Source organism: Sphingobacterium detergens (assembly GCF_003610355.1).
Taxonomy (GTDB): domain Bacteria; phylum Bacteroidota; class Bacteroidia; order Sphingobacteriales; family Sphingobacteriaceae; genus Sphingobacterium; species Sphingobacterium detergens.
This window is the reverse complement of sequence record NZ_RAPY01000003.1, coordinates 424,627-448,355: the sequence shown is the minus strand read 5'-3', so window position 1 is coordinate 448,355 and position 23,729 is coordinate 424,627. Positions and strand designations below refer to the sequence as shown.

At 40.7% G+C, this 23,729-nt stretch carries 18 protein-coding genes and 4 tRNA genes; 19 read left to right on the top strand and 3 right to left on the bottom strand.

Going from position 1 to position 23,729, the window contains the following annotated elements; all coding sequences use genetic code 11:
* Window positions 1-6 precede the first annotated feature (6 nt).
* The 12 genes from DFQ12_RS17490 to DFQ12_RS17440 all read left to right on the top strand — a co-directional run bounded on the left by DFQ12_RS17490 (window position 7) and on the right by DFQ12_RS17440 (window position 12,296).
* Window positions 7-1,866, top strand: coding sequence for a RagB/SusD family nutrient uptake outer membrane protein (locus DFQ12_RS17490; protein WP_120260333.1), 1,860 nt, complete (start codon window positions 7-9; stop codon window positions 1,864-1,866).
* 171 nt (window positions 1,867-2,037) lie between these two features.
* On the top strand, window positions 2,038-3,894 hold the full coding sequence (locus DFQ12_RS17485; RefSeq protein ID WP_120260550.1) for an outer membrane protein assembly factor BamB family protein: 1,857 nt from the start codon (window positions 2,038-2,040) through the stop codon (window positions 3,892-3,894).
* 42 nt (window positions 3,895-3,936) lie between these two features.
* A complete protein-coding gene (locus tag DFQ12_RS17480) occupies window positions 3,937-5,763 on the top strand; it encodes a glycoside hydrolase family 9 protein (protein WP_244211777.1) in 1,827 nt (608 codons plus the stop codon).
* A gap of 50 nt (window positions 5,764-5,813) precedes the next feature.
* Window positions 5,814-6,458: a polysaccharide deacetylase family protein gene (locus tag DFQ12_RS28400; protein WP_244211776.1), complete on the top strand. Its 645-nt coding sequence runs from the start codon at window positions 5,814-5,816 to the stop codon at window positions 6,456-6,458.
* A gap of 21 nt (window positions 6,459-6,479) precedes the next feature.
* Window positions 6,480-7,292, top strand: a complete 813-nt coding sequence (gene murQ / locus DFQ12_RS17475) for an N-acetylmuramic acid 6-phosphate etherase (RefSeq protein WP_120260332.1) — start codon at window positions 6,480-6,482, stop codon at window positions 7,290-7,292.
* Between the two features lie 37 nt (window positions 7,293-7,329).
* Window positions 7,330-8,820 carry a sodium:solute symporter gene (locus DFQ12_RS17470; RefSeq protein WP_120260331.1) on the top strand — a complete coding sequence of 497 codons (1,491 nt, stop codon included), beginning with the start codon at window positions 7,330-7,332 and terminating at the stop codon, window positions 8,818-8,820.
* A gap of 69 nt (window positions 8,821-8,889) precedes the next feature.
* A complete protein-coding gene (locus tag DFQ12_RS17465; RefSeq protein ID WP_120260330.1) occupies window positions 8,890-9,705 on the top strand; it encodes a purine-nucleoside phosphorylase in 816 nt (271 codons plus the stop codon).
* Window positions 9,706-9,728: 23 nt separating this feature from the next.
* On the top strand, window positions 9,729-11,798 hold the full coding sequence (locus tag DFQ12_RS17460) for a putative porin (protein WP_120260329.1): 2,070 nt from the start codon (window positions 9,729-9,731) through the stop codon (window positions 11,796-11,798).
* 139 nt (window positions 11,799-11,937) lie between these two features.
* Window positions 11,938-12,015 (top strand) — tRNA-Val (locus DFQ12_RS17455).
* 9 nt (window positions 12,016-12,024) lie between these two features.
* Window positions 12,025-12,102: transfer RNA gene (locus DFQ12_RS17450), tRNA-Val, on the top strand.
* Window positions 12,103-12,111: 9 nt separating this feature from the next.
* A tRNA-Val gene (locus tag DFQ12_RS17445) sits at window positions 12,112-12,186 on the top strand.
* 35 nt (window positions 12,187-12,221) lie between these two features.
* Window positions 12,222-12,296 (top strand) — tRNA-Val (locus DFQ12_RS17440).
* Window positions 12,297-12,399: 103 nt separating this feature from the next.
* On the opposite strand, the gene DFQ12_RS17435 is transcribed toward DFQ12_RS17440, so the two are convergent.
* A complete protein-coding gene (locus DFQ12_RS17435) occupies window positions 12,400-13,596 on the bottom strand; it encodes an acyloxyacyl hydrolase (RefSeq protein ID WP_120260328.1) in 1,197 nt (398 codons plus the stop codon).
* Between the two features lie 78 nt (window positions 13,597-13,674).
* Here DFQ12_RS17435 and DFQ12_RS28510 point away from each other — a divergent pair, with 78 nt between their 5' ends.
* Window positions 13,675-13,800, top strand: a complete 126-nt coding sequence (locus DFQ12_RS28510) for a hypothetical protein (protein ID WP_279634413.1) — start codon at window positions 13,675-13,677, stop codon at window positions 13,798-13,800.
* 26 nt (window positions 13,801-13,826) lie between these two features.
* Complete coding sequence (locus DFQ12_RS17430) at window positions 13,827-16,772, top strand: M16 family metallopeptidase (RefSeq protein WP_120260327.1); 2,946 nt, start codon at window positions 13,827-13,829, stop codon at window positions 16,770-16,772.
* A 344-nt stretch (window positions 16,773-17,116) separates the two neighbouring features.
* Here the strand turns inward: DFQ12_RS17430 and DFQ12_RS17425 are convergent, their stop codons facing one another.
* Entirely contained in the window at window positions 17,117-17,638 is a 522-nt protein-coding gene (locus DFQ12_RS17425) for an NADPH-dependent FMN reductase (protein ID WP_120260326.1), read from the bottom strand.
* 227 nt (window positions 17,639-17,865) lie between these two features.
* On the opposite strand from DFQ12_RS17425, the gene DFQ12_RS17420 reads away from it, so the two are divergent.
* The 5 genes from DFQ12_RS17420 to lepB all read left to right on the top strand — a co-directional run bounded on the left by DFQ12_RS17420 (window position 17,866) and on the right by lepB (window position 22,825).
* Complete coding sequence (locus DFQ12_RS17420) at window positions 17,866-18,663, top strand: ParA family protein (protein WP_120260325.1); 798 nt, start codon at window positions 17,866-17,868, stop codon at window positions 18,661-18,663.
* 1 nt (window position 18,664) lies between these two features.
* A complete protein-coding gene (locus DFQ12_RS17415) occupies window positions 18,665-19,600 on the top strand; it encodes a ParB/RepB/Spo0J family partition protein (RefSeq protein ID WP_120260324.1) in 936 nt (311 codons plus the stop codon).
* 1 nt (window position 19,601) lies between these two features.
* Entirely contained in the window at window positions 19,602-20,324 is a 723-nt protein-coding gene (locus tag DFQ12_RS17410; protein ID WP_120260323.1) for a DUF5683 domain-containing protein, read from the top strand.
* A gap of 172 nt (window positions 20,325-20,496) precedes the next feature.
* Entirely contained in the window at window positions 20,497-21,240 is a 744-nt protein-coding gene (gene dapB, locus DFQ12_RS17405; RefSeq protein ID WP_120260322.1) for a 4-hydroxy-tetrahydrodipicolinate reductase, read from the top strand.
* A gap of 16 nt (window positions 21,241-21,256) precedes the next feature.
* Window positions 21,257-22,825 carry a signal peptidase I gene (lepB, locus tag DFQ12_RS17400; protein WP_120260321.1) on the top strand — a complete coding sequence of 523 codons (1,569 nt, stop codon included), beginning with the start codon at window positions 21,257-21,259 and terminating at the stop codon, window positions 22,823-22,825.
* A 132-nt stretch (window positions 22,826-22,957) separates the two neighbouring features.
* Here lepB and DFQ12_RS17395 read toward each other — a convergent pair whose 3' ends face one another.
* A complete protein-coding gene (locus DFQ12_RS17395) occupies window positions 22,958-23,674 on the bottom strand; it encodes a pyridoxine 5'-phosphate synthase (protein ID WP_120260320.1) in 717 nt (238 codons plus the stop codon).
* Window positions 23,675-23,729 lie beyond the last annotated feature (55 nt).

Sequence of the window (23,729 nt, the reverse complement as noted above, 5' to 3'; positions counted from 1 at the left end):
ACAAAAATGAAACTTACAAAGAAAATAGCTTTTTTGGCGCTGGGGGCAACAGTTTTATTGTCTTCCTGTAATAAAGATGTTTTGGATCGTGATCAGTTAACGAGTATCGAAGATCAAAATAGCTGGGGAAACGAGCTGGCTTTGCGTCTTTATGCGAATGGATTCTATCCCAATTTTTTTACAGGGAATAATTCGGGTTATGCAACTGCCTATGCTCCCGTAACAGGTTATAATTTTTCTGACGATTTGACGAAGAGAAATATTCAGGATAATTTTGAAAATACTGTTCCTTCTACCCGCAAGAATGAATATGCAAGTACAATTGCTTTGATGGAGACCCCGCAAATGTTGCGGGAATATTCAGGTCCGACATGGAATTTTGTTTATGTTAGAAAGGCAAATATTTTTGTTGACCGCATTGAGCGTGTGACCAAACCCAATATTAATGATGAGACCTATCGTCATTGGATGGCTGTGGCCCGTTTTTTCAGAGGTTCGGAGTATAGTCGTTTGGTAGAGGTATTTGGTGATGTTCCTTATTATGATAAAGAACTGAAAGATACTGAAACAGATCTTTTGTATAAAGACCGGGATAATCGTAGTGTGGTTATGGATCGTGTGTACGAGGATTTTCAATATGTATTGGATAACATGCGTACAAATGACGGGAAACAATACCTGAATAAATATGTTGCGGCATCTTTTATTTCCCGTTACATGTTGTTCGAAGGATCTTATTTATATTATCATAATATAGATAAAGAAAGAGCGAAGAAATATTTGGAATTGGCACAGAAGGCGGCTGAAGTCGTCATGAATTCTGGAGCTTATAAGTTTACAAGTGATTTTAAGAGCCTTTTTGCATCAGAGGATTTAAGCGCCAATCAGGAAGTGATCATGTATCGTGCTTATGACGCGACTAAAAATGTAACGCACAGTGTTGGTTCATATAGCAATGGTACAGAGCGTCAGGATAATGCATCCAACCTTGTTCTAGTCAAGTCGTTTCTGTGTAATGATGGAAAACCTTGGCAAAACTCATCTGTAGCAAATGCGAGCAGTTTCTCTATTAAAGATTTGGCCGTTACAAGAGATCCTCGTTTTGAGGCTTCATTTTATGAGAAGCCATTAACTTCCTCGTCGACATTGTTCTATGCATTTAAGTTTGCATCAAGGGAGGCTATGACTTATATCGGTGGCAAATATCCGGCAGCCTGGGGTGGTATGACGAATACATCAGACGCGCCGGTTATCCGTTTAGCGGAGGTTGTGCTGAATTTCGTCGAAGCGAAGCAGATTTTGGCTGAAGGATTTGGAGGGGCGGCTGTAACGCAAGGCGATATTGATAAATCTATCAATGCAATACGTAATCGTCCTATAGATGCTGTAGCTGCATCGAAAGGTGTGCAGAAAACAGCGCCATTGCAAATAGGAGCTATCGCAAATGACCCTGCAAGAGATGCTGATGTGTCTCCGTTAACTTGGGAAATCCGCCGCGAACGCCGCATGGAATTTGTTTATGAAGGACTTCGCCTGTTGGATATTAAACGCTGGAAAAAACTGGATTATATGAATTTTGACAAAAATCAGGATTATTACCGTGGTCCTTGGATTGATGTTCAGAAAGATATTCCGGCTTTGCTGGATCCTTCGAAGGTGGGAATTCTTAAAGTGGTGGATGCTACGAATAAAGTCATCACTTATGATGGTAAGAACTCTAGTCAGATGGTTGGCTTCTATCTTGTCGAAACCGTACGAAACCGTGAGTCTTTCTCAGATCGCTCCTATATGGCTCCCGTTGGTCTTGAGCAGATAAATGAATATGCTTCGAAAGGTTATAAACTGACCCAAACAAAGGGCTGGTAATTCGATTCTTAATACTATTAAGCCTTGTCTAGGAATTAGACAAGGCTTTTTTGTAAATCTATTGGAAAAGAAATAGGTAATATGTTTGTTGTATCAAAAATATCATGCATAAAAACGCATTTATATTTTATGTTTACGCATAAAAACGCTATTTTTAAGAAAACTTTATCCATGAAACCGAAGCTTATAGCCTTTATTAGTGCATTATTGTGCATTATCAATATTTCCTTTGCGCAGTCATTTAAGTTTGCCCATGTCACGGATACACACGTTGGTGGTGCAACAGGGGAGGAAGATCTGCGACGTACAGTAAAGGATCTTAATACATTGAAAGACATCGATTTTGTTATTCTCTCAGGAGATATCACTGAATTTGGGGCTGATCAGGAACTGAAATTGGCAAAGCGGATTTTGGATAGCCTGCAGCTGCCCTGGTATGTCATTCCTGGTAACCACGATGGGAATTGGTCTGAAAATGGAGCCAATACCTTTCGTACTGTTTTTGGTGGGGAGACTTTTTTCTTTAAACATAAGGGTTATGAATTTATCGGAACAAACTCTGGGCCGAATATGCGCATGAGTCCCGGACAGATACCACGTGAAAATCTGGTGTGGATGGATTCCATCTTTGCTGCGAATCCTGACAGGCAAACACCGCTAATTTATATTAACCATTATCCACAAGACTCCTCCCTGAACAATTGGTTTGATGCATTGAAGCGCGTTAAAACACGTAATGTGCAATTGGCCTTCTGCGGACATGGACATGCGAACAAGGCCTACGACTGGGAGGGAATTCCGGGTGTGATGGGCCGATCCAATCTACGTGCAAATAAACCTGTCGGTGGCTATAATATTGTAACCATCGCCGATGGAAAAGCGACTTATCAAGAGCGTAATCCAGGAATTGGTACACAAGAAAAACCTTGGTTAGAAGTGCCTTTGTTTGATCATCACTATGACCGCGAAACTGCGACTTATCCACGGCCGAGTTATGCGGTCAATGAAAAGTATGCAAGTGCTGTTCATGTGAATTGGACTTTTGAAGATGCTAGCGATATTGGTGCAGGACTGACAATCTATAAAAACAAGGTTGTTACCTCCAATACTGCGGGGGATATCTTTGCGCTGGATCTTAAATCCGGTAAAAAACTTTGGGCTTATAGGACGGGAGGGAAAGTGTACTCCACGCCAGCGGTTTGGAAGGGTATCGTTGTAGCCGGTTCTTCGGATCACTTTATATATGCTGTCAATGCGGAAAATGGAAAACTTCTCTGGAAGGTGCAGACAGATAAGGCAGTATTGGGTTCGCCACTGCTGCATGATGGTGTCGCTTTTATTGGTGGTTCGGATGGTAAATTTAGGGCCTTGGATATAAAGACTGGTAAATTAAGATGGAGTTTTGATCAGGTCAAAGGGTTTGTGTCTACTTTGCCAACGTATTATTTGGGTAATATCATCTTCGGTTCTTGGGGAAATGGATTTTATGCATTGGATGCCAAAACTGGAAAACTATCCTGGCAATGGAACAATGGTCATGCCAACCGGATGTTTTCGGCTGCTGCCTGCAATCCCGTTGGGATAAATAATCGCGTATTTGTTGTTGCGCCGGATCGATTTATGACGGCATTGGATGCAAAGAATGGGGCTGTGGTCTGGCGAGAAAAGAAAGACAGCATACGTGTGCGGGAGTCTATGGGACTGGCTGTAAATAAAAAACAGGTTTACGTGAAGACAATGGATGGCGATTTGCTGGGGATTTCTTCTTCAGGTGAGAAAATGGATGTAATTTGGAAAGCAAAACTAAAATTGCCTTATGAATTGACTCCATCAGCGATAAAAACAAATCGCAAATTGGTGTTTGTGCCGAGTCATTCGGGTTTGCTTTCGGCTGTTGATGCAAAAACAGGCGATATAATGTGGCAATATAAAATTTCCAATGGAATGCTCAATCCTGTTGCTGTAAACGGTAGTAATGAGGTTGTTGCAAGCACGATGGACGGTAAAATAGTTTCTTTGAGGTTTTAAACAACCGTTTGAGTTGATTTTATTAAAAATAAATGCCTTATTATGATAAAAGAATGTCTAAACTTCTTAAATTTACGTCAAGCTTTTTTGCTTGTTTTTGCATGTTTTGTTTGTAACTTTGCGGAAGCACAGCAAAATGCTTGGATTCGAATAAACCAATTAGGCTATACTCCGGCAGGTAAAAAGGTCGCGGTATGGGGCGGGAAATCAATCAGGCAGCTTCGTTCTTTTGAGATTAAAGATGCAAAGACAGGTAAGACAGTGTATGCTCATCCCGTAGGGAAGGATTATGGTGATTACGGCCCTTTTGTGCAGAGTTTTCGATTCGATTTCTCGGCTTTACAGGATACGGGAAGGTTTTTTATCCAGGTGGGAGAAATCAAATCTCCTCATTTTAGGATAGCCCGCGATGTCTATAAGGGTGCCGCGGACTTTGTATTGCGGTATATGCGTCAACAACGGACATTGTTCAATCCTTTTTTAAAGGACAGTTGTCATACACATGATGGCTTTACATTGTATGCAGGTAAAGTGGGTGTAGCGGATAGCTCGCATATTGATGCTGGCGGAGGTTGGCATGATGCTTCTGATTATTTGCAATACGCGACGACTTCGGCAAATGCAACATTTCATCTGCTGGCGGCTTATCGGGACTTTCCCAAGGTGTTTGCAGATCAAAAGCAGGCAAATGGTCTGGATGGGAAGAACGGCCGTGCTGATATATTGGATGAAGCTAAATGGGGACTGGACTGGTTGTTGAAGATGCATCCCAAAGCAAATCAGATGTATAATCAGATTGCGGACGACCGAGATCATGCAAGTATGCGCATGCCCAAGGAGGATCCTTATTATGGTCGTGGATTTGAACGCCCAGTGTATTTCATAGATGGCGAGCCGCAACAAAGGGGAAAGTTTATGAATAACACCACCGGAACAAGTTCTACAGCGGGGAAATTTAGCAGTGCTTTCCGTTTGGGATCTGTGCTTTTTGGAAAAGAGGATAAAAAATATGCAAAATTGCTGTCACAGAAAGCGGAGACAGCCTATGCGTATGCAAATATAAAGCCCGGGGTGACACAGACGGTTTCGGTCAAATCGCCTTATATCTATGCCGAAGACAATTGGGTGGATGATATGCAGCTGGCAGCGGCAATGGGACTTTCGGTAACAAAGAAAAACAAGTTTGCCGAAGAAGCTATGCAGTATGCCAGACAAGAAAAAGTAACACCCTGGATGATAACAGATACTGCTGCACATTATCAGTGGTATCCTTTTATCAACTTGGGACATTATGAATTGGCAAAAAAATTGAAAGGACAGGATCGCGAGGAGATTGTTTCATATTATAGACAAGGTATTGAAGAGGTCAATAAACGTGCGGAGCAAAATGCATTTTTAAGAGGAGTTCCTTTTATCTGGTGCAGTAACAATCTAACGGCTTCTTTCGCAATGCAATGCCTTTGGTATAAAGAGCTGACAGGGGATAATCGGTTTGACGAACTGGAGCAAGCAAATTTCGATTGGCTCTTTGGTGCCAATCCATGGGGAACAAGTATGGTCTATGGTCTCCCATCTTGGGGCGATACACCAGTTGATCCACATTCTGCTTTTACCTATTTGGGTAAACATCCGATTGATGGTGGCTTGGTAGATGGTCCAATAATGGCCTCTACCTACCGTAATTTGATCGGTATTAAACTAAACAACCCTGATAGCTATGCGGACTTTCAGAGTGATCTGGCTGTCTACCATGATGATTATGGCGACTACAGTACCAATGAACCCACCATGGATGGAACAGCTTCATTGATCTACTTGCTAGCGGCTAAAGAAGGAAAGGCATTGGAGGAGCCTGTTGGAAAAAAGTAATCAGGGATGTCTTTGGTGCTGTTGTCCGTGGCGATTCGACAACAAAAAAAATGGCCTTGCTTTTTACAGGGCATGATTTGTCAGAAGGAACAGCGGTGGTTTTGAAAAGTTTGACGCATCATCATGTGAAGGGGAATTTTTTCTTAACAGGAGATTATCTGCGGAATGCAAGTTTCAAGCCTTATATCCGGCAGATGTTGAAAGACGGACATTTGGTATCAGGACATTCAGATAAGCATCTCCTGATCAGTGACTGGGGGAGCCGGGATAATTTGCTGATCAGCCGGGATTCGTTCCTGCGGGATTTGAAGGCTAATCGGATTGAATTGGCGCTTTCGGGGGTGGATACAAGCAAGCTACACTATTATATTCCTTCTTATGAATGGTATAATAGCCAGACGGTAGCGTGGGCAGAAGAAGTAGGGTTGTCTTCAATCAATTATACACCCGGAATACGGACCGCTGCAGATTACACGTATCCCGAAATGGGGAAACGTTATCTGTCTTCTGCCGCAATTTTGGAAGGCCTTTGGTCTTATGAAGCGAAATCTGGCCTGAATGGTTTTATGGTACTAATCCATATGGGGACGGATGACAGACGGAAAGATAAATTATATCGTTATTTGGACGATATAATTAAGATATTAAAAAAGAAGGGTTATCAAATCGTGGATATCCCTAGTTTATTGAATTAAGAAATACAATATATATTAAGAATGGTTAATACAACGGAGAAAGATTCGAATTATCAGGATTTGGACAAGATGTCTGTACATGAGTTATTGACTAATATCAATAACGAGGATAAATCTGTGCCACTAGCTGTTGAAAGGTCTATTCCTCAGATCGAAGCATTGGTTAAGGTTACGGTAGAGAAAATGAAGGCTGGTGGTCGGACATTTTATATCGGAGCTGGTACAAGTGGTCGACTGGGGGTTTTAGATGCATCTGAATTGCCTCCGACTTATGGTGTGCCATTTGAGTGGATCATTGGGTTAATTGCTGGTGGGGATACCGCGATCCGTAAGGCTGTGGAATTTGCTGAGGATGATCTGGAGCAGGCCTGGAAGGATATGGAAGCTTATGATATTGATGAGAATGATGTCGTGATCGGTATTGCCGCTTCGGGTACTACGCCTTACGTCATTGGTGGCTTGAAGACTGCAAATGAAAAAGGGCTGATAACAGGTTGTATCGTTTGTAATGGCGGTTCTCCGATTGCTGAAATTGCACAATATCCTGTTGAGGTCATTGTAGGGCCAGAATTTGTGACCGGGTCTACTCGTATGAAGTCTGGTACAGCACAAAAGCTTGTATTAAATATGTTCAGTACCGCAGTAATGATTCAGCTGGGCCGAGTTAAGGGGAATAAAATGGTTGACATGCAATTGTCAAATCATAAATTGGTCGGCCGGGGTGTGCGCATTATTATGGATCAGACTGGGGCAACTGAAGAGGATGCAGCAGCTTTGTTGGAACAATTTGGCAATGTAAGGCAAGCGATCGAAGCCTACCAGGCGACACATTAAAACTATCAGCATCACAATCACCTATTAAAAACAAACTATGTCACCAGTTATATTATTATCCTTTATTGTGATCTATTTTGCGGTCTTACTCGCAGTAGCGCACTTCACTTCAAAAGGATCTTCCGACAACTCTACCTTCTTTGTCGCTAACCGAAATTCGAAATGGTATATGGTCGCTTTCGGGATGATCGGTACAGCGCTTTCCGGTGTAACTTTTATTTCTGTTCCCGGTGCTGTTGGCGCTTCGGAATTTAGCTATTTTCAATTTGTGCTAGGGAATGCTGTTGGCTTCATTATCATCGCTTATGTATTGCTTCCGCTTTACTACCGGATGAACCTGACCTCCATCTACACCTATCTGGAAGAACGTTTTGGGCACACAACCTATAAAACCGGTGCCGCTATTTTTCTGATTTCCCGTACCATTGGTTCAGCCTTTCGTTTATACCTGGTTGCAATTGTCCTGCAGCATTTTATTTTTGATGCCTGGAATGTGCCTTTCGCGATCACGGTAGTGATCTGTCTGGTGCTTATCTGGCTATATACGAATAAAGGAGGATTAAAAACCATCATTGTAACAGATACCCTACAGACTACCTTTTTAGTAACAGCCGTTATCCTTTCGATCTATTTTATGGCTAAGGGCTTGGATTTTGGAATAGTAGATACCTTTGAGGCAGTCAAAGAAAGCAGCTATTCCAAAATCTTCTTTTGGGATGACTTTGTTGGCAGTAAAGCAAATTTTTGGAAACAATTCTTGGGTGGAATTTTTGTGACTATTGCCATGACGGGACTTGATCAGGACCTGATGCAAAAGAACCTGTCAATGGGAACGATCAAAGAAGCGCAAAAAAATATGATTACATTCACAAGTGTATTTGTGGTGATCAATATTTTCTTTTTGGCAGTGGGCGCCCTGTTATATATCTATGCAGCCAAAAACGGTATTGACGTGTCACAACTGGCGACACGCGACTACCTCTACCCAGAGATTGCATTGAATCACCTGGCTATCGTTCCGGCAATCATCTTTATGATGGGGCTGACAGCGGCTACATTTGCAACAACCGATAGTGCACTTACAGCATTGACAACTTCGTTCTGTGTGGATTTCCTGAACTTCAATAAAAAGGAAAATCCAAATGATCCCGCTCTTGTCAAAAAACGTAATTATGTACACTTCGGTTTTTCGATTGTGATGCTATTGGTGATACTCGTATTTAAGTTGATCAATGATGACTCGGTAGTGAATGCGATATTTACGGCAGCGAGTTACACCTATGGTCCATTGCTGGGATTGTTTGTTTTTGGAATCTTCACAAAATCTGCTGTTCGGGACAAAGCGGTGCCTTATATCTGTGTGCTTTCACCAACTATATTGTATTTACTGAAAACTTATGTGATTGAGGTTTATACGCCATATGTGATCGGGCTGGACCTGATTATCATCAATGGTTTTATCACTTTCTTGATGCTTTTGGTCAGTTCTCCTGGCAAGGCGAGTGAAAAGGCGCTTTCGCATAACTAAGCTGCGATATTTGATTTGTACGTACAAAAAAATTAAGTTAAGTTTGAGATACTTAGTTTTTTTGTACGTATGTATCATAGCATAAATGAGACTACGGAATTTATCCGTAGAAAAATTGGAGATTTTACTCCAGAATTCGGTATCATCCTAGGTACTGGCTTAGGTAAATTGGTTGATGAGATAGAGATCGAATATCAGCTGATGTATTCCAATATTCCTAATTTCCCCATCTCTACTGTAGAATTCCATTCCGGTAAATTGATTTTTGGAAAGTTAAATGGTAAGAATGTGGTTGCCATGCAGGGACGGCTTCATTATTATGAGGGTTATGATATGCAGCAGATTACTTTTCCTATTCGGATCATGAAAGTACTGGGCGTCAAAAAGCTCTTTGTATCAAATGCAGCGGGATCGCTGAATCCTGAGGTCAGGAATGGAGATCTAGGTATTATTGAAGATCATATCAATCTCTTGCCTGACAATCCCTTGCGTGGGCAAAACCTGACTGAATTTGGGCCTCGTTTTCCAGATATGAGTGAACCGTATAATCGGGTAATGATTGAACAAGCTCTTGAAATTGCCACAAAGCATGGAATTACAGCACGAAAAGTTGTATATGTCTCCTCGCAGGGACCAAACCTGGAAACAAAAGCTGAATACCGCTTTATGCGAATTATTGGTGGGGATGTAGTCGGCATGAGTACAGTACCAGAGGTGATTGTTGCCAATCATATGGCTCTTCCCGTGTTCGCGATCTCTGTTGTTACGGATGAGGGCTTTCACGATGTGTTAAAACCTGTGTCTTTGCAGGAAATCGTCGCTGTCGCTGAGAAAGCGGAACCTAAGATGACATTAATTTTGAAAGAATTGATAGCTTTGCAGTAAATTTAGACTATATACAATTTTAGATGAAGTTGATCGTACGCGTATTAGCCGCACTGTGTGTCTTACTTGTTTGTTCCATGGATGTTATTGCGCAAAGCAAAGAAGAGTGGAGCAGCGCATTGGATTCGGCGAGAGCCAAAGAAGATGGGAAAAAAGATTCGGTTATCCTTTCTGCGAAGTATATCCGTTATGCGACATTGGATATGCTTAAAAAGGGAACTTACACAAGGCAAATAGATACATCACATCGTAATTATCAATATTACAATCCCCAAAATCTACCCTGGAATCCCAGTGTGAATCTAGGGTCATATGGTCTTGCTACACGTGACTTGTTATTCCAACCCAAAAAGACAATTGGATTTCAGTCTGGATTCACTGCCTTAGAACGTTATTTGTTAAATCCTGACTCTGTTCAATATTTTAGGGCTCGGGCGCGTTATTCCGAACTGTCAGCGGTGGGGTTCTTTTTCAATGATCAAGTTTTTAGGGCCCGGGTAGCGCAGAACATCAATTCGCAATGGAACATGAATGTTGACTTCCATTCGACGAAAACAGATGGATTTTATCTTAATCAGAATTATTCGGATCTGAAGGCATCCATTGCATCGTGGTACGAGTCTAAAAATAATCGTTATAATTTATTGATCAACGCCGTTTTTAACCGCTTAGATGCAATGGAAAATGGCTCTACTATTGAAGATCGTCCATTTGCTCCCGAAAACAAACAGTCTCCGGATCGGTTTCCTGTCAAATTTCAGGATGCTAGTAATGCTACTGTGCCAAGATCAAAATGGTGGGACAACTCGCTGTTTCTGCGTCAGTCACTCTATGTAGGTCGGATTGATACCGTAGATAAGGGTAAGCCGACCATGCAGATCTATCCGACAAACAGTATGGCTCATAACACCCGGGTAAGAAGGCAGACTTATAACTTCTTCAAGAACATGAACGACCGGGCTGCTGCAATGCCTTACAATAATAAAGCACTTGCGCTGAATAATGATAAAACAGCGATCACTAATGTTTCCAATGAGTTTGAGTATAATTTCTTTCTGCGCGGTAAATCAATCTTTAAAAATGAAGCTAAGCTGAACCTCGCTTTTCAACATGATATGAACTGGGTGGAGCAGAGTCAGGTAGACTCAATGCGTTACTATAGTAATCAGACCGCGTATCCTGAACCGCTTAAGAAATTGCCAGATAGTACAACTTTTGATCGTTTCTATCAAAATGGAATTGTCAAGGGAGAGTTGGGTTACAAATTTTCAGATCGGTTAGATTTTAGCTTAAAAGCCAATCAGATTGTTTTTGGTCATAATATAGGGGATTTCCTCTATGAAGCAAAGGCGGATATCTCCATGGGGGATAAAATCGGAAAGGTGACTCTTTCGGCCTATTCGCAGAACAAATCTCCTGAAATGATTTTTGAGAACCTGAACTATACTTATGGCAACTGGAATGATCTGGGCTTGAAAAAGACCAAAATTCAAAATGTCGCTTTTCAATACCGTAACCCTACATTGGGTTTCAACGGAAAAGTTGAGTATTTTCTGATGAATAACTATACTTATTTTGAAGAGCTGCCGAATCCGCAAAACGACCGTAGGAAGGATAAATGGATTAATCCAGCGCAACTGGATAATGCCAATTTATTGAAAGTGAGTGTGGGCCAGAAATTTAAACTCAATCATTTTACACTTGATAACTTGGTGGTTTATCAAAAAACTGATCAACAGAGCGTTTTGGCTATTCCTGAGGTTTATACTTGGCATAGTCTCTATTATAGCAATCTCTTTTATAAAGTCATTGATTATAGTATAGGTATTGATGCTAAATTTAATACACCTTATGCCAATCCAAATTATTCGATAGGAACAGGACAGTTTTATAACGCTTATCAGCAGATAGAATTTTCTACTTATCCGATTATGGATTTATGGATCACCGCCAATATACAGCGGGTCAATATGTTTTTAAGTTATAATTTCCTAAATCAGAATTTCTACCCGAATGGTTATTATACTGTGCGACGTTATCCAATGAATACGGCCAACTTTAGATTTGGTATTTCATGGAAGTTCTACGATTAATAGCTATGAAAATTATGTGGGTGTTTTTTAGCTTGTTGCGGTTTTAAATGTAGAAAATCTTTGAAAATAATTTTGAGAATAGAATTTTTAAGCTATATTTGCACACGCAATTAGGGAACGGCGTTCTTTAAAAAAGTATGGAGGCTTAGCTCAGCTGGTTCAGAGCATCTGCCTTACAAGCAGAGGGTCACAGGTTCGAATCCTGTAGCCTCCACCATACAAAGTCGGAGAATTAGCTCAGCTGGTTCAGAGCATCTGCCTTACAAGCAGAGGGTCACTGGTTCGAATCCAGTATTCTCCACCAATCCAAAACGGAGGCTTAGCTCAGCTGGTTCAGAGCATCTGCCTTACAAGCAGAGGGTCACAGGTTCGAATCCTGTAGCCTCCACAAAAGCATCAATAAATGGTGCTTTTTTTTCGTTAGGGGGTTTAGCTCAGCTGGTTTAGAGCACTACCTCGACAAGGTAGGGGTCACTGGTTCGAACCCAGTAATCCCCACAATAAAAAAGCGTTCTTATGAACGCTTTTTTTATGCTGTTAAAATGGCTTTCTATAGTACCAATGTATTTGTCTCTGTTATCGGATCCGTAGAGCACATGTATTAATTGCTGGTTGGAGTCCCCCGTTTTTTACCTAACTTAAAGCCATAGCCTGTTGTCCATTCGATAAAGTCTGCTTTACCACCATGTGCTTTAATAGAAACTCCAGCAAAGAAATCTTTATACACTTTATAGCGTACACCTGCTCTTAGGTATACGGGTGTACTTTCTCCATTGAATTTATTACGGTGTAAGTATACGCCAACATTTCCATTGATATACAGCCTGGAATTTAACACATGGTCAATATAGAAAGCGGGGCCATAAGAAAATAATGCGGAGAATTTACCGGCTTTATCCCCAGCGACTTTTTCGTCGTTACCACTTGCTGAATAGAATGCATCCATTCCAGCGCCAAGACGCCATTTGTACCCAAAATGCTTGCTATAATAGGCCCCCAGGGTTGATTTGAAATATTGACCATCATGCTCGCGATCGATCTGTTTAAATCCAAAAGCATAATTAAAATGTAGTTCTTCCGTTTCTTCCATTTTTGGAACCGTGCGTTTTCTGAAATCAAACGGTTTGCTTGATGGTGTGTAAGAAACGGATAAGCTCAATGGTAGCAGATTTATTCCTGTGTTTGGCAAAGCTAATGCTCCGTTGCTAAAGTGGTGGAACGCCACACCGGCACCAATCTGGAATTTCTGGCTTAACCGGTAATTGGCCTGAAGCCCAAAGTCGATAAATACATTGTTTTTACTTCCGATGAGGAGGTTGAAGGGGTTTTCTTGCTCATTGTAAGGGTTGAACCTGCCGGAAAGTCCCAATGCAATCCGGTAGTTGAAGTTCCATCGGCTGTTGACTTTCGGTTTTATAGGAATCGCAACAAAGCCATAGAAAGCAAAAGGTTGGCCCAGGTGTTCCTGGCCAAAAGTGCTGCTATAGATGCCGACACCATAAATGGGATAGTTGTATATTTCGTTGTAAATGCTTTTTAATGAATCCTGAAATTGTGTTTGGAAACCAACGCGAAAATTAAGGCCACTGTAATAGGAGTCTTCCAGGGTTTGCTTCGAACGTTCGTTAAATTTGAGCTCGCCTCCACTTTCATGCTCAAGTTGAAATATTAACCTTGTTTTTGCTGGAGTACGGTTGTTTGATGTGTCTTTCTGATTTTCTATTCTGGGAGTGACCTGCGCATGTGTATGAAAGGAAAGAAGCGCGAAGATCACAAAAACAAGTATGCTTGATCTCATGAAATAAAACGTTTGCGTTTTTTAAAATTTTTGCAAAAATAAGAATGATAAACCATTGTAACAATATTCATTAAGCATATGGGAAATACAGATGACAAATTGCCGTACTTCAGCTACAAAGAAGAAAGTGCAACAGCGACCGGCCGCAATAAATTGTTTTTATATCTACGTAATTATATTGCATATCCACAGCAATTTATCTAAGTTTGAGCTGAAAAGAAAAAGGAAATATGATTAAAAATCTATTTAAAATTACTGCTGTTACGTTTGCTCTAACAACAGCGGGGGGTACTTTGTTTGCCCAGAACGCCAAATTTGACTGGAAAGAATCTTCTGAAGGCGGGTATACCTACAAGTATGTGACTAATGACCCTACCCATTCGAGGTTTTACAAACTCAAAAATGGTCTAACCGTTATCCTAAGTCCAACCAAAAAAGAACCGCGTATCCAAACTTACATCGCGACAAAAGCCGGAAGTAAAACCGATCCAAAAGATCATACAGGTTTGGCACACTATCTGGAACATATGCTCTTCAAGGGGACAGATAAATTTGGATCCAAAGATTGGGCCAAGGAAAAGCCTTTGCTGGATCAGATTGATGCACTTTATGAAAAGTACAACGGCACGACCGATGAAGTACAACGGAAAGCGATATACAAGGAAATTGACCGTGTTTCTGGCGAAGCCGCTAAGTATGCTATCGCCAATGAATACGATAAACTGATGGCATCCATGGGTGCTGAGGGTACAAATGCATTTACGTCGTTTGAACAAACGGTTTACCAAGAGCAGATTCCGAGCAATGTAATGGATAAGTATCTTGCTGTACAAGCGGAGCGTTTTAGAAATCCGATACTCCGTCTGTTCCATACAGAACTGGAAGCCGTCTATGAGGAGAAAAATATCGGATTGGATAAAGATAGCCGCAGGGCTATTGAAGCCATGTTTGAAGCGGCTTTCCCAAATAATAACTATGGCAAGCAGACCACTATCGGTACAGTAGAACATCTAAAAAATCCATCGTTAAAAGCGATCCGAGAATATTTTAATACCTATTATGTGCCTAACAATATGGGTGTGATCATGTCCGGTGATTTTGATCCTACAGAAGTTGTGAAGAAGGTGGATAAGAGTTTTGCTTTTATGCAGCCCAAAGAGATACCGCCATATACTTTTGATCCAGAGAAGCCTATTTTAAGTCCAATTGTTCGGGAGGTAAAAGGGCCGGATGCGGAATTTATGTTTATGGGGTTCCGTTTTCCGGGTGCTGCAACCAAGGATGCGCAGCTGTTAAATCTGATGAGTCAGATTTTGACGAACGGTTCCGCAGGTCTGATTGATCTTGATTTGGTGAAGAACCAGAAGCTATTGGGTGCCGGAGCCTTCCCGTATGTGTTGAAAGATTATTCGCTATTGATTCTACAAGGAAATCCGGGACAGGGACAGAGCTTGGAGGAGGTACAACAGTTGCTGTTAAAAGAACTGGATAAACTGCGCAAAGGTGAATTTTCTGATGATTTGATCGGTGCAATTGTCAATAACGCGAAAAAAGATGAGATCAAACAGAATGAAAGTTATGGCGACCGTGCAGAAGCATTAATGGATGCTTTTACATCGGGGCAGGACTGGTCGTCGGTGGTCAGTTATTCGGATGGTTTGAATAAGATTACAAAACAGGATATTGTCAATTTTGCCAATAAATATCTGAACGATAATAACTACGTCGTGGTTTATAAGCGAAAAGGGGTAGACAATAATGTTGTCAAGGTAGTGAAACCGGAAATTACACCTGTCACTGTAAACCGTGACGATCAATCTGATTTCTTGAAAAAAGTAGAGGCAATGCCAGAGGATAAGATCCTGCCGGTGTGGGTAGACTACAATAAAGATGTTCAGAAAGCTACCGCAAATGGTTTGCCAGTGCTTGCTGTGAAGAATAGTGATAATGAGTTATTCTCCCTGTCTTATCGTTTTGATGTGGGGAAATGGAGCAATAAATTGTTATCGTTGGCGGCTGGTTATCTGGAGTTTTTGGGCACAAAAGATAAATCCAGTGAGCAATTCAGCAAAGACTTTTATCAATTGGCATCTGATTTTTCGGTCTCGGCAGGAAATGAAGAAACATTGGTTTCAATTTCAGGTTTGAATTCGAATTTTATCTCCACGCAATCTTTAATTCAGGATCTATTGCGCAATTGCGTGACTGACCAAGAGGCATTCAAAATGTATATTGCACGCCTTAAGAAGTCCAGAGCGAATGCAAAGGAAAACAAAGGTGCAATTATGGAGGGATTGAAATCTTATGCAAAATACGGTGCTAAGAACCCATTCAATAATGTTTTTACAGATGCAGAACTGGATGCACTGAAAGCGGAAGATCTTGTAAGAGCATTACATGATCTGGCCAATATGAAACATACGTTGCTTTATTTTGGACCATTGAGCGCGAGTGAATTTGTTGCGAAGGCAAAACCATTAAAACAAGGTTCGGGGGACTATGTACAAGGTACAAAAAGCTTGGTATTTGCGGAGCAGCCAACTAATAAAAATCAAGTGTTGTTTGCTAATTTTGATATGAAACAAGCGGAAGTATTCTGGTACAGAACATCAGACGCTTACTCCAATCCACTTACACCAACAGTGTCATTGTTCAATAATTATTTTGGTGGTGGTATGGGAAGTATTGTGTTCCAGACTATTCGTGAGTCGAAAGCACTGGCTTATTCTACTTATGCATTCTACGGTCAGCCTTATAAAAAAGAAAATCATTATACAGTGGGTGCTTATGTCGGTACACAAGCTGATAAATTCAATGAGGCTATCAAAGGTATGAATGAGTTGTTGGATGTGCTACCTGAAAGTTCGAAAGGTTTGGATATTGCAAAAGTGAGTTTGCAGAAATCTATTGCGAGTGAACGTGTACTAAATGCTTCTATTTTAGGCAGCTATTTAAGTGCACAACGTTTGGGGAATACAACTGATATTCGTAAAGTTGTTTATGAGCAGGCTCCTAAGCTGACTTATGCTGACTTGAATATGTTCCATAAGAAAGAGATGAGCCAGAAGCCTTATGTATACTGTATCGTAGCGAAGGAAGATAGTCTCAAACCAGAAGATCTTGCCAAATTGGGCGAGGTGAAAAAACTGGACTTAAAAGAGATATTTGGCTATTAGATTTTTAGATATTAGATCTAGATATGGTATTTGAGACAATAGTTTTTTAGGCCTTTGGCTGATAAATTATTGTTCTCGTTTCTGATCTTACTTTAACATAAAACGGGACTGTCTAATATGACAGCCCCGTTTTTATTTTCTACCCCTGATAATCTTTTTTTAGCTATGTAATGCTTCGCGGGTGTTTTATTTTTGGGGAGGGTTTTCCCGTTGTTTGTCTAATTGTTGTCTGTATTCTTATCCTATCGATAAGCTAGCCTTGTGCTTATCAAAAGTATGTGATAAACTTTTGCAAAATGGAAGGGGTGATCTACTGAATTATGGTTGATCTTCGTCATGAGGGCTTAAAATCGGATGATCTCCTCAATCTGTTCGTTGATAAACTGTAACGTATCCTCTTTAAATAATTCACCATTTTCGTTCAATTCCTGTTGTACATTGGGAAGAAATATCTTGAGGGGGAGGACATGCATTCTGAGGTAGTGGCATATTCCGGTGAGATGATCTATCCCGCGAAGGTTGCCATATCTTCCGGAAGACAATCCGACCAATGCAACTTTTTTGTGGTAAAAACTAATCGGAAAGGTGCAGCAGTCAATAAAAAGTTTGAGCGCGCCAGGGATGCTTCCATTGTATTCGGGCGCTACGAAAATAAACATATCGGCCTGACTAACCTTTTGCTGAATCGGTTCAAAAGCGGAGCTTCTTTTTCCGTAAAGATCTGTTTCTAAAATATTTGGAGGGAGATCTGATAACGAAAAGATCTCACTCTCAATGGATTTACGATTAAGAAGCTGTTGGTAGCATTTTGCTATTTTTAACGTCTTACTATTGGGACGGTTTGTTCCGGATATTATTAAAATCATTGTGTTGTTGATACTTATAAAAAGCACTATTTCAAAGTGGATACATATCTTGATTTTTTGTATCTTAGCATCCTGAGGATATGTGCCTTTGATCAATCAAAAGTACGAAATATGCTGAATTTGTTAGGCTAATTTAAATTTAGCGTAAATATTTGGACAAATTGATCTTCGGGAAAGTGAAATGTAGTGTAAAATGACATTTTAATTAAGAAAGGTTTTCATTCAAGATGGGAAAAATAATCGCAATCGCAAACCAAAAGGGTGGGGTAGGAAAAACCACAACGTCAATTAACTTGGCGGCTAGTTTGGCGGTTTTAGAATATAAAACATTGTTGGTGGATGCAGATCCACAAGCAAACTCTACTTCTGGGATTGGTTTTGACCCTCGTACGATCAATGAAAGTATATACGAATGTTTGGTCAATGATTTAAACCCGAGAGACGCGATTCAGTCAACTGAAACGCCAAATCTTGATCTTTTACCTGCTCATATCGACCTGGTGGGTGCGGAGATTGAGATGATCAATATGCACGAAAGGGAGTACAAGATGAAAAAGATCTTGGATCAGGTCAAAGATGATTATGATTTTATTATCATTGACTGTTCTCCTTCCTTGGGTTTGATCACCATTAATGCCCTGTCTGCATCTGATTCGGTTATCATACCCGTTCAGTGTGAATATTTTGCATTGGAAGGACTTGGTAAATTACTGAACACAATTAAAATCGTTCAAAACCGTTTAAATACTAGCTTGGAGATTGAGGGTATTTTATTGACGATGTATGATGTTCGTTTAAGACTCTCCAATCAGGTTGTAGAAGAGGTGAAAACGCATTTTACGGATTTAGTTTTTGACACCATCATTCAACGTAATACCCGTTTAAGTGAAGCTCCTAGCTTTGGTATTTCTGTTATCATGCACGACGCTTCCTGTAAGGGAGCGATCAACTATTTGAATTTGGCGCGTGAGATATTGCAGAAAAACGGGCATCTTAATGAAATGAATACAACAGTAACCGCATAATATGGCAGCACATCAGCGTAAAACAGGATTGGGAAGAGGTTTAGGTGCGCTATTAAACGATAGTGTAGAAGCTCCTGCTAAAAGTAATCAGCAAGTTGAAGAGGCACCGCTTGTGACTTCTTCTACAGTACATACAAACAAAGAAAATGGTAGCATCAGCCATGTTCGGGTAGAAGAAATAGCAGTGAATCCATTTCAACCCCGTACAGAATTTGATCCGGTTGCCTTACAGGAATTGTCTGAATCCATTATTTTACAGGGTTTAATCCAGCCGATTACGGTACGTAAGATTTCGGATGGCAACTATCAATTGATTTCAGGGGAGCGACGTCTCCGTGCTTCAAGATTGGCAGGGATCACTGAAATTCCAGCCTATATCCGTACTGCCAATGATCAGCAAATGCTGGAAATGGCATTGATCGAAAATATACAACGTGAAAACTTAAATGCCATTGAGGTTGCTTTGAGTTTTCAGCGCATGATCGAAGAATGTAATTTAAAGCAAGAGGAGCTGGGTGAACGTGTTAGTAAAAACCGTTCTACAGTGACAAACTATCTCCGCCTACTAAAACTTCCTCCTGTGATTCAGGCGGCGATACGTGATGGCGCATTGACCATGGGGCACGCTCGTGCACTGATCAATATTCCAGAAGTTGATAAGCAGTTGTATATTTTTAAATTGATCATCGATCAAGGTTTGTCTGTTAGAAAAGCCGAGGAGCTTGTTCGCGAACTTCAAAAAGGCGGAAAGAAAAAAGCTGGCAAGGATAAAACTGCGATGTCATTTCAGCTGCAAAAAATTGAGGATGATCTTGCTTCGAAGTTTTCATCAAGAGTCAAATTGAATTTGAAGAGTACCAAAGGTAAGGGGGCAATTGAGATTCCTTTTGAATCTGAGGATGATCTGAGCCGTATTCTTGAACTTTTAGATTGGTAATATGACCAAATTAATAAGTCTGCTTTTTGCCGTATTTGCTGTACTGATGGTACACGCCCAGACTGTCGATACAATTCCCAAAAAACAGGTTCAAACTGTTAAAGCAGAAAGTTTGAAACCTAAATCAGCACAGGACACTGTTAAAAAGGAATCCCGAAAGGAGCGTAAAAAGCGCGAAAAGGAGGAGGCCAAAGCGAAGGAGAAAGTTGTTTTTAAGGATTCAACACGCTTGGCTATTGAAGCAAAGAATAAACAGGCCTGGAAGCGTTCTTTGGTACTCCCAGGCTGGGGTCAGTATACCAACGGTGGTGTATGGTGGATTAAAGTGCCTGTGATCTATGGTGGATTGGCAACCACAGTACTCGTTTTTGATTTCAATAATAAATATTATAAGGAACTTTTGGGTGTATTACAAGATCGAGCTGAAGGTCGACCAGTAGATCCTTTTTATGAAAGAATCCCCGATCAGTCAATTATACGGGCAAAGGACAATGCAAGGCGAAACCGGGATCTGATGGTACTGCTAACGCTCGGGGTCTATGGATTGAACGTTGCCGAAGCATATATTGATTCTATGCTAAAATATCGCTGGAGTATCGGTGATGACAAACCCAAAAAGACAGCTTTTTCTATCGGACCTACATTAATGGATGCAAGTCTCGCATCTGGATCGTTTACTTTTAAACCTACAGTCGGATTAAAGTTGTCCATGAAATTCAATTAAAAACCTCACGCTGAAGCCTACAGCAAGCGCAAAGGCCGACGAGGTAAGGTTCTTATTGATCTTTGAATACGGACGCTTGTAATAAAAAATCGTTGTTAATCACGGTTTTGTGTCTGTTTTTCAATGGAATTTTTTAATTTTAAAAATAAACTATACTTTATTTTCTAGATATATGAACATCATTCTCTTGGGATATGGCAAAATGGGGCAGATTATCGAAAGGTATGCACTGAAAAGAGGCCATCAGATTTTTTTAATTGTGGATGAAAATAATCGTCCCGGTCTGACAGTTGATGATATCAAGGGAGCTGATGTAGCTATTGATTTTAGTGTACCATCTGCTGCTTTGGATAATATGAACCTTTGTTTGGAAGCAGGTGTGCCAATTGTAGTGGGGACAACGGGCTGGTATGATCAATTGGAAAGTGTCAGAGAAAAATGTCTGGACTCAGATGGAACTATTTTATATGGTTCAAATTATTCGATCGGAGTGAACGTGTTTTTCCATATCAACCGTATGTTGGCGCAAGCCTTACAACCTTATAAACAATATGATGTTCAGGTGGAAGAAATCCACCATATCCACAAATTGGATGCGCCTAGCGGTACAGCGATTACCATTGCAGAGGGTATCTTGGATCACAGCGATGTGAAAACAAACTGGGTCAATACTGTTGTGGGTGAGCAAGACGAAATTATTCCTAAGCCACAAGAACTTCTCATTGAGAGCCATCGGATTGAGGAAGTTCCGGGTACACATACCGTGTTGTACAGTTCTGAAGTGGATCAGATAGAATTTAAACATACTGCGCATAGTCGTGATGGCTTTGCGTTGGGCGCTGTCGTAGCCGCCGAATGGTTGAATGGTAAGAAAGGATTCTATCAAGTAACTGAAATTTTCGATTTTAATAAATAGTACTAATAAATAGATTATGTGGTTAATTATCTTTGCGGTTTTAACAGCAATAGCGGGATATGGATTGTGGCAATTGTTTGTTAAAGCTGGCAGAAAAGGCTGGGAAGCAATCGTACCTTTTTATAGTCAATATATACAGGCTAAATTAACAGGAAGACCAACATGGTGGGTGATCTTATTGTTGATTCCTATTGTCAATATTTTTGTTTTCTATAACCTTTACCTCGACTTTATCCATTGTTTTGGCAAGCGCCGTTTTTGGGAAAATGCTGCGGCTGTTTTGGTGCCATTTATTGTGTTACCCATGTGGGCAAAAGATTCCAATGTGCGTTTCTTGAATGGTTTGTATGCTAAAAACCTGAAGACTGCTGCACAGGAAGGTGTGGAATTGACCGAAGAGAAGCTTGCGGAAATTGAACAAGCTTCCTACAAAGAGTATAAAATCAAATATCCGTACAAGAAATCTATGGTGCGTGAATGGGCTGATGCAATCGTATTTGCAACTGTTGCGGCCTCGCTTATTCGCGGATTTTTAATTGAAGCGTATATGATTCCGACAGGATCAATGGAACGTACCTTATTGATTGGGGATTTCTTATTTGTGAGTAAATTGAATTATGGCCCTCGTGTGCCTAATACGCCGATTGCGTTTCCTTTTGCACATCATACGATGCCAATAACAGGTGGAAAAGCTTACTCTGAGTTGATTGAGTTGCCTTACAAACGATTGCCAGGATTTCAAAAGATAGAGCGCAATGATGTTGTTGTCTTTAACTTCCCTGCAGGTGATACAGTAGCCTTGGAAAACCAGAATGCGAGTTATTATGACCTTGTCAGAGCCTACGGCTGGCAGACCGTTAATTCACAGTTTACCATTCAGGCCCGACCAATAGACAAACGTGAAAATTATATCAAGCGTTGTGTAGGATTACCGGGGGATAAGATTTCAATGAAGGATGCCAAGCTTTTTATCAATGATCAACCGGGATTTGATCCGCCTGAAAGTCAGTTGAATTATTATGTGTTGACAGATGGTACACCATTGGATATGGAACGTCTACGTGAACTACGTATTGAAGGTGGTGGATCTGATCAGCAACCTGGTGTATATGAATTGTATATGACCGATGATGAGGTCGCGCTTGTGAAATCGTGGTCAAATGTAAAGGAAATCAGAAGAAGTCCGGCTGGTGAAGGTGCTTATCCGTACGATCCTCAGTATAAATGGGATTTTGATAACTTTGGACCAATCTTGATTCCTAAAAAGGGCTGGACTGTTGCTTTGAATGCACAGACCTTACCAATCTATGAGCGTGCTATTCGTGTTTATGAAAATAACAAATTGGAGAAACGTGCTGATGGTATCTACATCAATGATGTTAAAGCGGATAACTATACCTTTAAAATGGACTATTTCTGGATGATGGGAGATAACCGCCACAATTCCTTGGATTCAAGAGGGTGGGGATTTGTGCCTGAAGACCATATCGTGGGTAAGGCATTATTTACCTGGATGAGTTGGGACGAAATCGGTACAGGTCTTTCTAAAATCCGTTGGAACCGTATATTTAAGGGAATTCATTAATAGTAGCTATTAGGAAGAATCCATTTTCTTTTGATAGTGGACTTGAATCAAAATAGAAAAGGCTTTCCTACAGGAAAGCCTTTTCTATTTGTAGTAACTATTGTTTAAGGCATCCAGCCTTCATCGTATCATTTATTTTAGACAGGTCAGGTAACGTTTGATTGTTTCCTCCAGTCCAAGGTATAAGGCATCTGAAATCAAGGCATGTCCAATGCTTACTTCCAGTAATTCGGGTATATGTTGATTGAAATACTGGAGATTGTTTAAATCTAGGTCATGGCCTGCATTTAAACCTAAGCCAACCTCGCGCGCTTTTAATGCGGCTTTGAAGTAGGGTTTGATAGCAGCTTCTTTATCAAAACCATATTCACTGGCAAAACCTTCGGTATATAACTCTATGCGGTCTGTGCCTGTCTCTGCTGCCGCTTCGACCATCTCTTCTACAGGATCTACAAAGATTGATACACGGATGCCTGCGTCTTTGAACAATTGGCACATATCCTTTAGATAGGCTTTGTTTTTGATCGTATCCCAGCCGTGATTGGAAGTCAGCTGGCCTTCGGCATCAGGAACCAAGGTTACCTGAGCGGGTTTGTTGGCGAGGACAAGATCGATAAATTTCTGTTCCTGGCAATTACCCTCGATATTGAGTTCGGTCTGAATTTCGGCTTTTAAGTCAAATACATCCTGATAGCGGATATGCCTTTCGTCCGGTCTTGGGTGGACAGTGATGCCTTGTGCACCAAAACGTTCACAGGCTAATGCAGCAGCTACGAGATTAGGATTATTACCTCCTCTGGAATTTCTGAGCGTTGCAATTTTATTGATATTTACTGAAAGTCTAGTCATTTTCCTGTATGTTATACGGTAAAAATACAAATAATATCTATTTTTTTTTAACTTG

Coding starts and splice junctions, on each gene's coding strand:
- DFQ12_RS17465 (WP_120260330.1), top strand. CDS start 8,890: ATGTATCATAGCATAAATGAGACTACGGAATTTATCCGTAGAAAAATT.
- DFQ12_RS17460 (WP_120260329.1), top strand. CDS start 9,729: ATGAAGTTGATCGTACGCGTATTAGCCGCACTGTGTGTCTTACTTGTT.
- DFQ12_RS17430 (WP_120260327.1), top strand. CDS start 13,827: ATGATTAAAAATCTATTTAAAATTACTGCTGTTACGTTTGCTCTAACA.
- DFQ12_RS17470 (WP_120260331.1), top strand. CDS start 7,330: ATGTCACCAGTTATATTATTATCCTTTATTGTGATCTATTTTGCGGTC.
- DFQ12_RS17415 (WP_120260324.1), top strand. CDS start 18,665: ATGGCAGCACATCAGCGTAAAACAGGATTGGGAAGAGGTTTAGGTGCG.
- murQ (WP_120260332.1), top strand. CDS start 6,480: ATGGTTAATACAACGGAGAAAGATTCGAATTATCAGGATTTGGACAAG.
- DFQ12_RS28400 (WP_244211776.1), top strand. CDS start 5,814: ATGGCCTTGCTTTTTACAGGGCATGATTTGTCAGAAGGAACAGCGGTG.
- DFQ12_RS28510 (WP_279634413.1), top strand. CDS start 13,675: ATGGGAAATACAGATGACAAATTGCCGTACTTCAGCTACAAAGAAGAA.
- DFQ12_RS17485 (WP_120260550.1), top strand. CDS start 2,038: ATGAAACCGAAGCTTATAGCCTTTATTAGTGCATTATTGTGCATTATC.
- lepB (WP_120260321.1), top strand. CDS start 21,257: ATGTGGTTAATTATCTTTGCGGTTTTAACAGCAATAGCGGGATATGGA.
- DFQ12_RS17435 (WP_120260328.1), bottom strand. CDS start 13,596: ATGAGATCAAGCATACTTGTTTTTGTGATCTTCGCGCTTCTTTCCTTT.
- DFQ12_RS17420 (WP_120260325.1), top strand. CDS start 17,866: ATGGGAAAAATAATCGCAATCGCAAACCAAAAGGGTGGGGTAGGAAAA.
- DFQ12_RS17480 (WP_244211777.1), top strand. CDS start 3,937: ATGATAAAAGAATGTCTAAACTTCTTAAATTTACGTCAAGCTTTTTTG.
- DFQ12_RS17425 (WP_120260326.1), bottom strand. CDS start 17,638: ATGATTTTAATAATATCCGGAACAAACCGTCCCAATAGTAAGACGTTA.
- DFQ12_RS17490 (WP_120260333.1), top strand. CDS start 7: ATGAAACTTACAAAGAAAATAGCTTTTTTGGCGCTGGGGGCAACAGTT.
- DFQ12_RS17395 (WP_120260320.1), bottom strand. CDS start 23,674: ATGACTAGACTTTCAGTAAATATCAATAAAATTGCAACGCTCAGAAAT.
- dapB (WP_120260322.1), top strand. CDS start 20,497: ATGAACATCATTCTCTTGGGATATGGCAAAATGGGGCAGATTATCGAA.
- DFQ12_RS17410 (WP_120260323.1), top strand. CDS start 19,602: ATGACCAAATTAATAAGTCTGCTTTTTGCCGTATTTGCTGTACTGATG.